We start from the raw sequence: 14,374 nt of genomic DNA on the forward strand, positions 1-14,374 counted from the left end.
TTTCATTCGGAAACGGGAATTTTTACACTCAGATTGGAGCGATTTTTATGTCAAAGAAACCCTTTTACATCACTACACCGATTTATTATCCATCGGGCGATCCGCATATCGGTCACTGCTATACAACAGTTGCCTGCGATTCAATTGCCCGTTACAAGCGAATGCAGGGCTATGACGTAATGTTCCTCACAGGCACTGACGAGCACGGCCTTAAAATAGAGCAGAAAGCTGCCGAAAAAGGAGTTACTCCAAAGGAGTACGTTGACGTCATCGTTGACAGGTTCAAGAACCTGTGGAAATATATGAACATATCATACGACAGATATATCAGAACCACTGACGACTATCACGTAGAAGCCGTTCAGAAGATATTCAAGGCACTTTACGACAAGGGCTATATCTACAAGGGCGAATATTCGGGAAAATATTGTACTCCCTGCGAGAGCTTCTGGACTGAGTCGCAGCTTGACGAGCACGGCTGCTGTCCCGAGTGTCACAGACCCGTCAAGTTCGCAAAGGAGGAGGCTTACTTCTTCAAGATGTCTCCGTTTGCAGAGCGTATCGAGAAGCTTCTCCTCGAAACAGACTATCTCCGTCCAAAGACAAGAGCTGTCGAGCTCGTTAACAACTTCATAAAGCCCGGTCTTGAAGACCTCTGCGTATCGAGAACTTCCTTCACATGGGGCGTTCCCGTATCCTTCGACGAAAAGCACGTCGTATACGTATGGATAGACGCACTCTCCAACTATATCACAGCTCTCGGCTATGAGAACTCCGCACATAACGACTATGAGAAGTACTGGCCTGCCGATGTTCATATGGTAGCTAAGGACATCATGCGTTTCCACGCTATAATCTGGCCTGCAATGCTCATGGCACTCGACCTGCCTCTGCCTAAGCACCTTGCTGTTCACGGCTGGATCACAATGGCAGGAAAGAACGGCGAGAGCGAGAAAATGAGCAAGTCCCTCGGCAATGTCGTTGACCCGTTCGTACTCGGTGAGAGATACGGTCAGGACTCTATCAGATACCATATCCTCCGTGAAATGGCTCTGGGCGCAGACAGCCTTTTCTCCAACGAGATAATGATAAACCGCATAAATTCCGACCTTGCAAACGGCTTCGGAAACCTTGTCTCACGTACCGTTGCAATGGCTGACAAGTACTTCGGCGGAACTCTCCCCACAGAGCGTGAGAGCGAGCCTATCGACGACGAATTCAAGGCTGCTGTTTCAGGTCTGCGTTCAACCGTGGACGGATTTATCGACGAGACCAAGATAAAGCAGGCTCTCGAAGCTATATTTGAGGTAGTTTCACGCGCTAACAAGTACATCGACGAGACCGAACCGTGGAAGCTGGGCAAGGACGATGCAAAGAAGGCTCGTCTTGCAGCAGTTCTCTACAACCTCCTTGAGGCTATCCGTATGACCTCTGCGCTCCTCGCACCGTTCATGCCTACAACTATGCCTAAGGTATGGGAGCAGATAGGCGCAGCAGCAGCAGATGTCGAGTACGACAAGCTGGACAAGTTCGATGTACTTCCTGCAAACGTAACTGTTCACAAGGGCGAGATACTCTTCCCGAGAATAGACGTTGACAAGGAGATAGACGAGCTCAATGCTATACTCACAAAGAATATGGAAGCTGCAAAGGCTAAGCTCTCCGCAGCCGAAAAGGCAGAGGCTCCTGCCGAGCCTATCGAGCTGAAGCCCGAAATAACTATCGACGACTTCGCAAAGGTGGAAATAAGAGTTGCAAAGGTAGTGGCTTGCGAAAAGGTAAAGAAGTCGGACAAGCTCCTGTGCTTGCAGCTCGACGACGGCATGGGCGGCAGACAGGTAGTATCAGGCATAGCTCAGTACTACGCTCCCGAGGACCTCATCGGAAAGAAGCTCCAGCTCATCGCTAATCTCAAGCCTGTGAAGCTGAGAGGCGTTGACAGCAACGGCATGATATGTGCTGCTGATACTCCCGACGGAGTAAAGGTCATCTTCGTTGACGACAGCATACCTGTTGGTTCAAAGATAAGATAAACCGCAAAGATCAAAGCCATAGTATCTGTAACAGGTACTATGGCTTTTCTTATGCATATTAAAAGGGGAGCAAAAATGCTCCCCTTTTAGTGTTTATAAAACGGTAATTGATATATCCTTGCAGATCACTTTTTTCTTAAAAGCTCCTGAAATATCGCATTCAGTTTTTCAGGATCTTTGCACTTAACGCCCCATCTCGGGATCGAGCTAAGAAGTTCACCGCCTTTATAGAACATAAGTATATCATTATTATCCGAATAGAGCATATATGCCATTTGTGTAACATCAATATATATTGATTTTGAATTCGGATCATTTTTTACAGCGAACTCACCAAGTCCGTATTTTCCGATCTCAAGGCTTTCCCATTCTATTTCTCTTATCTCTTCCTTGAATCGCGCTATCTCTTCATCTGTAAACTTGCTCTTTTCTTTTACCGAGTCCTCGTTCTGAGATGTAAGCGTTATTTTTTTCGTATCAAGTATATTATCGAGCAGCAGATTTACCAGTTCAGAATCATTTAAAGCTCCGTCAGGAAGCGATGTTACCCAGTTTTCTATGTGAGCGTAATCGTCAACACTGTACTGACTGCGTGAAACGCCTGTTGCATAGGACAGTTCACCGCTATTGTATATAACAGCATTTATGTTGCCTGCCTTGATGATGACAGCCTTTTCAAATTCAGGATCATAATTATACATCTGCCACTTAACATTGTAAAGCTTTCTCCAGTTCATATCTCTCATATCATTCAGCAGCTCGTCAAGCTTTTCTCTGCCGATATTATAGCCGCTCCACTTTTCGCCGTTGTAATACTCAATAATGACATGATCTGCGTCACCGAATTCGAGCGGACAATCGCAGGCAACACTGTCGCACATCACCTCTTCCAAAGAACTGCGGAAACTAAGATCAGCCTTGTATATTTTTCTTTCTATGAGCTGCCCGCTGTCCGAGCTTTTTGTGACAGCAAGCAGATTCTGAGCGCTGCAAAAATCAAGCTTGATCCTATCGCCTTCCGATCTTAAACTGATGCTTATATCGCTTTCATCTTCGGGGAACTCGATATTTTCGCTCGATAACGTCCATTCTGTTTCGTTGTTTATGATCCGTGCAATGTCATAAGCCTTCTCACTTGTAAGTGTACCGCTTTTATCATCTACAGAGTACTCTGCATCTTCAAGACTTGCGGATATACCGAATCTTTCCAGATAGCCGAACTTCATATCACCGAACACAATATTTTTAAGCTCTTTATACTTTTCGACAGGTATCTTATAATAATACATTGAAAAATCAGCATTCGGAATTAAGCCATTCTCAAGATCATAGGCAGATGCTGCAACATATCCGTCGCGCAAAAACACCATACTGTATTTTCCGTTCGCAGCAGAGAGGTCTATGCTCTCCATGCAAGTCGCCTGATTTACGACATCTTCATCAGGTAAACACACATTCCACTCAATACCCGAAAACAGTTCCTTTATCTTTTCAGCCTGCTTTGCTGTTGGATGGACGCGTGTCGGAAATGAAGAGTAATCGGATTTATAACTCAATGAAAGCGTCACATCTCTGAGATCTATACTTCCAAACGTGAAATTAAACCCGTAAAGCTTTGCATCTCTTTCCTTACAACTGATCTCCTCACCGCCTGTATCTATGTTCTCCTCGGCTGCAAGCTCATTTGTCAGCTTATCCTTAAAAAGGTATGCAGTACCCGTACCGCCTGCTCCGATGGCAAGTATCAGCGCAGCCGCTGCCGCAAGACTCTTTCTGTTTTTTTTCTTTATAACGTCTACGTGGACGACTTCATCAAAGTATTCGTCCTCAGCGAACTCAGCATCAAGCAGCTTTCTCTCCATTTTTTTGCAAAAGCTCTCGCTGAGAGTAAGCTCGTTCAGAGCGCCTTTATAATCTTCTCCGCGCATGGATCTTCCTCCCTTTCAAGTTCTATTTTCAGCTTTTCCCTGCCTCGTCTGAGAAGCGAGCCTGTTGTATTCTCGTTCTTGCCGAGCATTTCCGCTATCTCTCTTATATTATAGCCCTCATAATAGTGAAGGAATATCACCTCTGCATATTTTCGCGGCAAAGATGATATGATACTGCGAAGCTCACGGCCCTCCGTGTTTATCTCGCATATCGCCTCCGAATGTTCGAGTTCGTCTATGGAACAAGTGCGGCTGATGCGGAAGCTCCTGCGCAGATTCTTGCTCTTGTTTATGGTAACACGAAGAAGCCACGCTTTAAGGTGTTCATCGTCATTGAATCTTTTTGACTCGGTGTGAAGCGAAAGGAACACGTCCTGAACTATATCTTCTGCTTCGGCATAGCTCCCGCAGAAAGCATATGCTGCTCTCAGGACATCGTTTCCGTATTTTCTGAATGCATATAGTGCTGTACTATCGTTATTCATCGCTACGCGCCTCCTTTCACATATAACACACCTGAGAAAGGTGTATTTGTGCAATAAAAAAATTTTTTATCCCGTTTTTTAAAAGCAGATCCTTTACCCATACTATAGCATATACTTGACAAAATAGCAAGAATACGATATAATTATATCATCTTGAAAAGAACAGGAGTTGAAAAACGAATGGACGTTGCCCCTGACGGCAGTGATACTGATAATTGTTGGATTTTTTCCGTTGAATACATAGATCGGAGGCATGGTCTGCACTATCATTTGTGTTAGGCTGTGCCTTTATGAGGTTATAAAGAAAAATACGTCAATATCACTATTTTAACGGAGGATATGAAATGATAGGGCAGTTGATCCTGCAAATTATACTTATCGCGCTCAATGCGCTGTTCGCTTGTACAGAGGTCGCAGTCATCTCGACCAATGATGTCCGCCTTGAAAAGCTTGCGGCAAGCGGCAATAAAAAAGCTTTACGACTGAAAAAACTCACTGACAGTCCCACAAGGTTCCTTGCTACGATACAGGTCGCAATAACTCTCGCAGGCTTCATCGGCGCAGCTTTTGCTGCGGACAGCTTTTCCGAAAGCCTTACCGCTCTCATAGCAAAGTCAAATATCAGCATACCGACGACTGTGGTCAAAAAGGTATCTGTAGTGCTTATAACCCTGATACTGTCATACTTCACACTGGTTTTCGGCGAACTCGTACCTAAACGTGTTGCAATGAAAGATCCGGAAAAAATAGCTCTCTCCATGAGCAGCTGCATCTCTTTCGTGTCCAAGCTCTTTGCACCTATGGTATGGCTGCTGAACGTCTCTGCAAACGGCATACTCAGGCTCTGCGGCATAGACCCCGAAAGCGATGACGACACCGTTACCGAGGAAGAGATACTCATGATGTCCGACGCAGGCGCTGAAAAAGGCACTATCGACGAGGACGAGAACCGCATTATCAAAAATGTTTTCGCTTTCGATGATATGACTGCCGAACAGGTCTGTACCCACCGTACCGACGTTGATGTGCTGTGGAGCGATGATGATATAAGCGTCTGGGAGGAAACTATCCACCGCACCAGACATTCATCTTTCCCCATATGCGGCGAAAGTGTCGATAACGTCATAGGTGTGCTCAATGCAAAGGACTACTTCAGGCTCGAAGACAAGAGCCGCGACAATATCATGGCTGAGGCGGTCCGCGAACCGAGCTTCGTACACGAGAATATGAAGGCTGACAGGCTCTTCGACCAGATGAAGCAGCGCGGTGCCGACCACTTCGCAATAGTTGTCGATGAATACGGCGGCATGAGCGGTATCATAACCATAACAGACCTCGTTGAGGAGCTTGTAGGCGATTTTGCCGACGACCCCGAGGACGAGCCATCTGTAAGATTTGAACAGACAGGCGACAATATCTGGACGATCCCGGGTATAAGCTCCCTCAGCAACGTTTGCGAGGAGCTGGAAATAAACCTGCCTGCGGACAAGTTCGAGACCTTCGGCGGATACGTTATCGCCGTTCTCGGTGAGATACCAAAGGACGGCACTCAGCTCAGTCTCGAAAAGGACGGGCTTCATATCGACGTGCTTGAAGTAAAGCACCACCGTATCGAAGTCTGTCGTGTTGAAAAGCTCTCCCCTGCGGAAGAAGCTGACAGCGAAGAAGAATAATTACAAAAAAATGCCTCCGAGTTCACTTTCGGAGGCATTATTCTTTTACATTGATATCATGAAGCAGACGCTCTTGCCCGGAATATTCATGATATTCAGCTTGAATTTATGCTTGTCGATTATGGATTTTGCAATTGCAAGTCCCAGTCCGTAGCCGCCTGTTGCGCGGTTTCTGGACTCGTCACTGCGATAGAATCTCTCGAATATCTTTTCGGTATCCTCTTCCTTGATGCCCTCGCCTGTATTGTATATCGAAAGCACCTTCTTATCACCCAGCTTTTGCAGGGAAACTCTTACCGTTCCGCCGTCGTTGGAGTATTTAAGAGCGTTATCGATAAAGATAGCAGCCATTTGCTTAACGAGCTTCTCACTTGCGCAAAGCATGATATTTTCATCAACATCGACCTCGAAGGTCTTGTTGCTCTCAAACGCCTGACACTCAAACGGAAGTGCGGTATTCACTATCGCCTTGCTGAGATTGAAGTACTTTCTTTCAAGCTCGGCAGTGTTGTTTTCCAGTCTTGTGAGATTCAGGAGGTCGTTTACAAGCACACTCATGCGTTCGGTCTGCGACTTGATGTACGTCAGCCACCGATTATGCCCTATCTCTCCTTCAAGTACATCTACATTCGTAGAAATGACTGTCAGCGGAGTTTTGAGCTCGTGGCTCGCATCGGAAACGAACTGTTTCTGCTTGTTGAACGCTGTCTTGATAGGCTGTATGCTCTTTTTGCTGAGGAAGTACGCCAGAACAGAAAGAATGACCAGCGCGATAGATCCTATTATAATAGTAGTGCGCTTGAGCTGTCTGAGCATATCCATCTCATAGCTCTTATCGGTAAATACCATTATCTTTCCGTTGGACTTATCGGTCTGGTAGAACTGGTAAGAATTCAGCATACCCGTGTCCAGATCCTCATTTATGATAGCTGTGATATAATTCTGTGCTTTTTCCTCACCGAGATCGTCGTTGTTGAGAGTAGCAAGATATTTTCCGTTCTTGTCAGCCATTATAACAAAGAAGTCTATCGAACCAAGGGTTCTCGGGATAGGTTCTTCCTTGACATTATTTGAAAGTGCACTGGACTTATATTCTTTCGGTTTGCTGCCGTTCCCTTTTGAAACAGTTTTCTGCTCTGAAGGATCCGAACGGTTTGAAAGCACCGTAAAGCCATCAAGAACAGACTCTCCGCTGTATGAAAGTGTCATAAGTCTGCCTTCGCCGATGAAGGACTGCTGTTTTATGCCATCCTGATCCGCATCTGCGTTTCCGTTGTCAGCTCTGTCATCGCGGGCAGCTCCGCCATGCTCGGCTCTATAGCTTTCATGGTCGAAGTCATCAGGCTCCTTCTCATTGCTGTATGCTCCCGGACTGTGCGCCCATGTATTCCACCACATCCACGGATTCCACGCCCACGGGTTATAGCCGTTCCACGTACCGTTCTGGTTCCACTGATTAGGGTCGCCCCACTGACCGTTCTGGTTCCACTGGCTCGGATCGCCCCACTGACCGTTCCAGTATCCCTGATCGCCGCCCTGATTGTTCTGACCGCCGCCACTGTTATCAGGAGCCTGAGTTGCAGGATCTGTATTTATCTCAGGAGGCGGAGTTACCGCAGGCTGAGGATCAGCTGCAACAGGCGGTTCATCATAGGGTTCCTCATCGTACTGTTCTTCAGGTGGGTCATTATTCTCGGGAGCCTCTGTCGGGTCATTGTGCTCTGCTTCCGTCGGAGCTGCGTGTGTATCCGTTTCGGTAGCCTTTTCAGAGGTAGAAGTTTCCGCCGCAGAAGTCGGCTTCTGTGTCGTATGAGATGCTTCGGCAGTTGTTTCCGTATGCTTAGGAGGCGGATTCTCCGAATGTCTCACCTCTTTGTTCGCGCCGTCATCGGGCGGCGTAAATGTGAACTTTGAATTCACATCGTCGTATTCCGTTCCTGCGGCGATCTTCATGAGCACTTCTTTGGACTGTCCGCGCATCACCGCTTTGGTAATGACGTTTATCGAGCCTATGAGCGCTATGAATACTGCAAGAAGGATACTGACGATCATTGAGAAAAGCCTCATCTGAGCTTTTCTGAACATATGATCATGAGCTTTTTTGAACATTTCCATTTCCTCCCGTTCAATTATTCAAGCGAATAACCTATACCTCTTGCCGTTTTTATCTGCACGGGCGCTGAGATGACCGAAAGCTTCTTTCTGAGGAACGATATATATACCTCAATATTGTTGTACTCAACATCGCTCTCATATCCCCATATTTTCTCGATAATTCGCTCTTTTGGGAGTATCTGGTGCGGGTTGGAGATAAGGAGCTCCATTATCTGATACTCCTTGAGAGAGAGCTTCACATCGCTGCCTCTCCACATAACAGAGCAGGTGTTCTTGTTAAGTTCCAGACCGTTATAGTCAAGGCGGTTCTCATCGACGATATCGCCCTTTCTTCGTGTAAGAGCACGTACTCTTGCGAGAAGCTCGCCCGTGACGAAGGGCTTGGTGAGATAGTCGTCCGCACCGCAGTCAAGACCATTTATTTTGTCCTCGATCTCACTTTTAGCTGTAAGAAGAAGGACAGGAGTGCTGATATGCTCGCGGCGAAGGCTGCGAAGAACCTCTATGCCGTTCATACCGGGCATCATTATATCAAGTATCATGCAGTCATAAACGCCCGAAAGTGCGTTATCAAGACCGCTTATGCCGTCGTATGCCGTATCGACGGTGTACATATTGCGCCGCAGTATCTCCGACAGAGCATCTGCAAGCTGCATCTCGTCCTCAACAACGAGTATCCTCATATAAACTCCCCCTTGTAACAACTGCTGCAACAGCAGGGCATTGCAATTTCATATAGAACAGGCTTCCAGAACGTACACCTATCCACTTTAATACTATTATAACACAGATTATTGAAATAAGCTTAAAAAGATTCTATTGTTTAATAAATTGATTAGGAAAAAAATCTGTATGTTTTTTGTGCACATCAACAGTTTTCGATTTTCACTGCACACAAATGTTGACTAAGAAATAAATTTGTGATAGAATTATTAATATAGAAAGGTAACAATAATTTACTTTTTTTACTCATTCAAAAAATATATAATGATAGATATATATTTTCCTCAGCGAACAGGAGGGCTGGTATCATGATCTCACCCAATGACAGAAAGAAGATCGGTTTTCCGCTTTTAGTCTCGCACGCTTCCGAGATGAAAAAATATACCGAAGTATACGGTCTTTTCCTGGAAAGCGGCTATACAAAAGAGCTTTGCGAAGCCTATGCAGATGCGTTCATCGACAACGCAAAAAAGCCGTCGTCTTTTGATATAATACAGCTCGCTTCACTGTATGACAGGATCTATGACCACAAAACGGCATTCCTGCATCTCGAAAAGCTTCTCGACAAAAAAATGAGCAGCGACGAGAGATTCTTCTTCTGCAATGAAGCTCTGAAAACCTACAGCAAGATCGGAAACTGGCGTGAAGCTGCGGATTTCCGCACAGCCAACATCAATTTCCTGCAAAGATATACCGAGAAAGCACCTTTAAAGAAGCAAGCTGAGCTGTATATGGCTCTGGCTCTGACCGACTGTGCCGCCAAAAACTATCAGCAGGCACTGAAGCTGCTGAAATTCGGCTATAAACCACAGGGGGCAAACGACTTCGTTCTGCTTGAGATATTCATTACCGTAGTGTACATATTCGCTAAAGCAGGCGATGAGGAAGGATTGAAGGGCGCTCTCGGAAATGCACAGAGCTGCCTGAAGCTTTTCAAGCAATTCAACTTCCCGTGGCAGAAAGAATATTATGAAGAGCGTATTGAAAACGCTGCAAACTGTATACTGTAACATTTAGCTCCGAAAAATTTTTCGGAGCTTTTTTGCTGTCTGCGAGCGCACTAAAATCGTTAAAATATAAAAATATATCATAAATATTCAAATATCATAGAAAAATTTTGCACTTGCAATTAAGCATATATTTTAACCACTTGACAAACTGTACACATGGTCAGTATTTCAGGCAACTGGTTAAACCATATCATTTTTGTGCTATTTTTTTGTTACCATTGAAAATCAACGTATTTTCGTGGATTTAAAATTTCAATTTTGTTCTAATTAATTTTTCAAAGCTTTTGCGAGCAGGTCGTTAATACTTTTTAAATATATTTTATGTTTTATTTTGTTAATAGTCACTTAATATAAATATTTATACTTATTTTAGCAATTTTGTCCTAATTTTAAGCAATATAATCAATTGAACTTCCTGTGCCTATGTTTTATAATACAATTGTTGGAAGAGATATCCGCCGAAACATCGGCTTCTCTCCACCGCATAATTAAAAATATATTATGTGTCCTGTAACAAAATCGGCAATTATATTCTGTTATGCTTGATACGGTTTTAAACTCCGCCGTATCCCCAGTTCAAACAATGATTTCAATCATACATTTCACTATTACGACTGTTATTAAACATTAATGCCTATAATATGTTTAATCGCCTAAAACAGTTCAAAGTCATTTGACACGATGTATCAGGATCAATACCACAGCAAACAGGTATAAAGCACTACGGAATCTGTGCTCGCCGTAAGGTCTCTGCGTATAGAGGGTACGCAGATACCACCCGATAGCGACCTTGATCGGCTTTTGAGAGGGTGTCGATGAAGGTCGTTATTCTTTTGCCAGTTTCGGTTCTATACCTAATATATAAAAAAGGACTGTCTTCGGATAGTCTTTTTTTATTTGTAAAAGGCGGACAATATGTCCGCCTTTTCGCTTATTTGCCCAGCTTGCTCTTGAGCTTTCTGAGAGTATATCCCTCATTTACCTTCATCACGCCTCTGTCTATCGCCAGAGCATAGTCGGGAACATCTCGTGTTACGGTAGTTCCCGCAGCCGTATATACAGCCTTGCCCAGCTTTACAGGTGCGATCAGGTTGGTGTTGCAGCCCACGAAGCAGTTGTCGCCGATAACACAGCGGCTCTTTGCGATACCGTCATAGTTTACGGTAACTGTTCCGCAGCCGATATTTACGCGCTTTCCCACATCGCTGTCGCCAACGTATGCAAGATGTGCGATAGCTGTTTTCTCGCCGATAGTGGAGTTCTTTATCTCAACGAAGTCGCCTATCTTAGCCCCCGACTTTATAACACTGTCAGGACGGATATGAACATAAGGTCCGATCTTTACGCCAGCCTCTATCTCGGCTTCATACGCCTGAACTGTATGCAGGTTTACGTCGTCGCCTATCTTGCAGTTTTCAACTACAGTATTCGGTCCTATCTTGCAGTTCTTGCCGATAACGGTCTTTTTGCGGAGGATAGTGTTGGGAAGTATCTCTGTTCCCACGCCTATCTCAACATCGCGTTCGATGACCACGCCGTCAATACAGGTGAATTCCACACCGTTTGCAAGGTGCTTTTCAATGACTGCCATTCTTGCGTATGTATTGAGTTCAAGAAGGTCTTTTCTGTCGTTTGCGCCCTTGATTATGTCTGCGTTATCCGACTTGTACGCACCTGCGTTTCTTCCCTCCGAAAGAGCTATGGCAATAGTATCCGTAAGGTAATACTCGTTCTGAGCATTATCGTTTTTGAGCTTTCCGAGGAGGTCGATAAGGTCAGCTGTCCTGAACCAGTATGCTCCCGAATTGACTTCCTTGATGAGCTTCTGCTCGTCGGTAGCGTCCTTCTGCTCGACAATGCCGCTGATACCGCCTGCCGAACGGATTATCCTGCCGTAGCCGAAAGGCTCGTCCAGCTCTGCGGTAATCACCGTAACAGCATTGTTCTGCTGCTTGTGTATAACAAGGGATTCTCTTATAGTAGCCTCGTCGATGAACGGAGCGTCTCCGCAAAGCACGAGGGTATTTCCTGTTGTATCGTTTTCAAGGAACGGGATAGCCTGCTGTACAGCGTGACCTGTGCCAAGTCTCTCAGCCTGAAGCACTGTTGTGTACTTTCCGTCGAGATACTCGTCTATCATTTCGCCCTTGAAGCCCTTAACTACACAGATATCCGTGAGTTCAGCCGCCTCACAGGCTGATATTACCCAGTGGAGCATCGGCTCGCCGAGCACCTTGAAAAGAGGCTTCGGCATCTCCGCTTTCATGCGCTTGCCCTGTCCGCCTGCTAAAATAACTGCTTTATTCATTACTTAATACCTCCTGATATGTTATTCCGTAAGATCTTCAAGGCTGATCGGGATTATCTTCCAGCCTTCATTTTCTATATTTACTACGAGGAGCGACTCGGCATCGAGTACCGATCCGTTTTCATCATCTGTATGCAGCTCTGCCACGAAGGAGTAACCGTCGGTCACTCTGTATTCATTGCCGCCGAGCCCGTATTCCTTCGCAAAATAATTCATGTAGCTTTGTGCAAGTGCGAGTTCCTTTTCCTTCATTTTGGCACAGGACTTCACGTCAACGCCCGCAAACGTGTACTTATCGTCGGACGTAACGCTTTCGGCAAATTTGTCGTATTCGCCGCAAGCCTTCATTCCTTCCAGCATTTTCGGCGGATACATAGTCTCTGCCATAGCTTCGGCATCAACGCTGCACATCGCCTTTGCAAACTGCGTAACGACCGACTTTGCGTCCCCGATCATTTCATCGGTGCCGCTCGTCAACTCATTGCCGCCGCGCACTTCGCCCATCTTTTCACGCATATTGTCCAGAGCCTTTTCACGCGACTCTTTTATCTCGGGATCTATCGTAGCGGACGGGAGCTCGCTGCGGTTCTCTTCAGCCGTCTTCCGCATCTTATCCATAGACCTTTCCTGAGCCTCTTTGAGCTCGGGGTCGGACATTACCGATGCAGCTTCTGTCTTTTCTTCACGCTCAGCCGTACTCTTGCTTTCAGTCGATTCATTACTGCCGTTTCCACAAGATACTGCTGCGCACACGAATGTCATACAAGCCAGCAGAAGCGCTGTTAATTTCTTCATTCTCAACATATCTCCTTATATAGGTCTTAACATTGCGCAGTATCAATCAAGCGATAAGATACCACTTTACTATTTTTACATACTTTAACAATAATTTCAAGCCTTTTTAGCCTAAAACAAACCGCTTTGTTAAATTTTGTACAAACTGCAATAAAATAAACGAGTAATTTTTGTCATCAAATATATGGTAATTTTTTTTGAGATGTGTTATAATAAACATAACTCGAATAATGTCTCTATATGTGTATTTGTAGAAGTGTTATTCGGTAATGTTAAAAATGGAGGTATACACCAATGGCAAATAAGTATTGTTACCTTTTCTCAGAGGGTAATGCCAACATGAGAGAACTTCTCGGCGGTAAGGGTGCAAACCTGGCTGAGATGACAAACATCGGTCTCCCTGTTCCTCAGGGCTTCACAATCACAACAGAGGCTTGTACTCAGTACTACGAGGACGGCGGTATCTCTGACGAGATCCAGGCTGAGATCAACGAGTATATCGTTAAAATGGAAGGAATCACAGGAAAGAAGTTCGGCGATAAGGAGAATCCTCTCCTCGTATCTGTTCGTTCAGGTGCAAGAGCTTCAATGCCTGGTATGATGGATACAATCCTTAACCTCGGTCTCAACGAGACAGTTGTTAACACAATTGCTGCAAAGTCAGGTAACCCAAGATGGGCTTGGGACTGCTACAGAAGATTCATTCAGATGTATTCTGACGTAGTTATGGAAGTTGGTAAGAAGTACTTTGAAGAGCTCATCGACAAGATGAAGGCTGAAAAGGGTGTAACTCAGGACGTTGAGCTTACTGCTGACGATCTCAAGACACTTGCTGGTCAGTTCAAGGCTGAATACAAGGCTAAGATCGGCGTTGACTTCCCTGACGATCCTAAGGAGCAGCTCATGGGTGCTATCAAGGCTGTATTCCGTTCATGGGATAACCCAAGAGCTAACGTATACAGAAGAGATAACGATATCCCATTCTCTTGGGGTACTGCTGTAAACGTACAGTCAATGGCATTCGGTAACATGGGCGACGACTGCGGTACAGGTGTTGCCTTCACTCGTGACCCTGCTACAGGTGAGAAGAAGCTCATGGGTGAGTTCCTCACAAACGCACAGGGTGAGGACGTTGTTGCCGGTGTTCGTACTCCTATGCCTATCCAGCAGATGGCTGAGACTTTCCCTGAGGCTTTCGCTCAGTTCAAGGAAGTTTGCCAGACTCTCGAAAATCACTATCACGATATGCAGGATATGGAGTTCACTGTTGAGAACAAGAAGCTCTATATGCTCCAGACAAGAAA

Annotated in this window: 9 protein-coding genes and 1 pseudogene; 4 read left to right on the plus strand and 6 right to left on the minus strand. The window is 45.3% G+C overall.

The genetic code is table 11. The annotated features are described in order from the left end of the window. Positions 1-29 precede the first annotated feature (29 nt). A pseudogene (metG, locus tag K6G33_RS02985) lies at positions 30-2,033 on the plus strand (methionine--tRNA ligase); the annotation flags it as partial. Between the two features lie 125 nt (positions 2,034-2,158). On the opposite strand, the gene K6G33_RS02990 reads toward metG, so the two are convergent. Next, entirely contained in the window at positions 2,159-3,961 is a 1,803-nt protein-coding gene (locus K6G33_RS02990) for a hypothetical protein (RefSeq protein ID WP_296776101.1), read from the minus strand. Further along, positions 3,931-4,446 (minus strand): sigma-70 family RNA polymerase sigma factor, encoded by a 516-nt coding sequence (locus tag K6G33_RS02995; protein WP_296776104.1) that lies wholly within the window; start codon positions 4,444-4,446, stop codon positions 3,931-3,933. The genes K6G33_RS02990 and K6G33_RS02995 overlap by 31 nt, the downstream gene beginning before the upstream one ends. Positions 4,447-4,790: 344 nt before the next feature. On the opposite strand from K6G33_RS02995, the gene K6G33_RS03000 reads away from it, so the two are divergent. Further along, positions 4,791-6,119 (plus strand): hemolysin family protein, encoded by a 1,329-nt coding sequence (locus K6G33_RS03000; RefSeq protein WP_296776106.1) that lies wholly within the window; start codon positions 4,791-4,793, stop codon positions 6,117-6,119. A 45-nt stretch (positions 6,120-6,164) separates the two neighbouring features. On the opposite strand, the gene K6G33_RS03005 is transcribed toward K6G33_RS03000, so the two are convergent. Then, positions 6,165-8,228 (minus strand): ATP-binding protein, encoded by a 2,064-nt coding sequence (locus K6G33_RS03005; protein ID WP_296776109.1) that lies wholly within the window; start codon positions 8,226-8,228, stop codon positions 6,165-6,167. A gap of 20 nt (positions 8,229-8,248) precedes the next feature. Continuing rightward, positions 8,249-8,917, minus strand: a complete 669-nt coding sequence (locus tag K6G33_RS03010) for a response regulator transcription factor (protein WP_296776111.1) — start codon at positions 8,915-8,917, stop codon at positions 8,249-8,251. Between the two features lie 348 nt (positions 8,918-9,265). Between K6G33_RS03010 and K6G33_RS03015 the strand changes: the two genes are divergently transcribed. Next, on the plus strand, positions 9,266-9,967 hold the full coding sequence (locus tag K6G33_RS03015; protein ID WP_296776114.1) for a hypothetical protein: 702 nt from the start codon (positions 9,266-9,268) through the stop codon (positions 9,965-9,967). A gap of 931 nt (positions 9,968-10,898) precedes the next feature. Here the strand turns inward: K6G33_RS03015 and glmU are convergent. Continuing rightward, the gene (gene glmU / locus K6G33_RS03020; protein ID WP_296776116.1) at positions 10,899-12,275 is read right to left on the minus strand and encodes a bifunctional UDP-N-acetylglucosamine diphosphorylase/glucosamine-1-phosphate N-acetyltransferase GlmU; all 1,377 of its coding nucleotides are present in this window, start codon (positions 12,273-12,275) and stop codon (positions 10,899-10,901) included. Between the two features lie 21 nt (positions 12,276-12,296). Further along, on the minus strand, positions 12,297-13,070 hold the full coding sequence (locus tag K6G33_RS03025) for a hypothetical protein (RefSeq protein ID WP_296776118.1): 774 nt from the start codon (positions 13,068-13,070) through the stop codon (positions 12,297-12,299). Between the two features lie 294 nt (positions 13,071-13,364). Between K6G33_RS03025 and K6G33_RS03030 the strand changes: the two genes are divergently transcribed. Continuing rightward, positions 13,365-14,374, plus strand: a 1,010-nt coding sequence (locus K6G33_RS03030) for a PEP/pyruvate-binding domain-containing protein (protein ID WP_296776121.1), incomplete at its 3' end; no start/stop codon positions are given.

It is taken from the genome of Ruminococcus sp. (assembly GCF_024691275.1).
Lineage (GTDB): Bacteria > Bacillota > Clostridia > Oscillospirales > Ruminococcaceae > Ruminococcus.

Coding starts and splice junctions, on each gene's coding strand:
- K6G33_RS02990 (WP_296776101.1), bottom strand. CDS start 3,961: ATGCGCGGAGAAGATTATAAAGGCGCTCTGAACGAGCTTACTCTCAGC.
- K6G33_RS02995 (WP_296776104.1), bottom strand. CDS start 4,446: ATGAATAACGATAGTACAGCACTATATGCATTCAGAAAATACGGAAAC.
- K6G33_RS03000 (WP_296776106.1), top strand. CDS start 4,791: ATGATAGGGCAGTTGATCCTGCAAATTATACTTATCGCGCTCAATGCG.
- K6G33_RS03005 (WP_296776109.1), bottom strand. CDS start 8,228: ATGTTCAAAAAAGCTCATGATCATATGTTCAGAAAAGCTCAGATGAGG.
- K6G33_RS03010 (WP_296776111.1), bottom strand. CDS start 8,917: ATGAGGATACTCGTTGTTGAGGACGAGATGCAGCTTGCAGATGCTCTG.
- K6G33_RS03015 (WP_296776114.1), top strand. CDS start 9,266: ATGATCTCACCCAATGACAGAAAGAAGATCGGTTTTCCGCTTTTAGTC.
- glmU (WP_296776116.1), bottom strand. CDS start 12,275: ATGAATAAAGCAGTTATTTTAGCAGGCGGACAGGGCAAGCGCATGAAA.
- K6G33_RS03025 (WP_296776118.1), bottom strand. CDS start 13,070: ATGAAGAAATTAACAGCGCTTCTGCTGGCTTGTATGACATTCGTGTGC.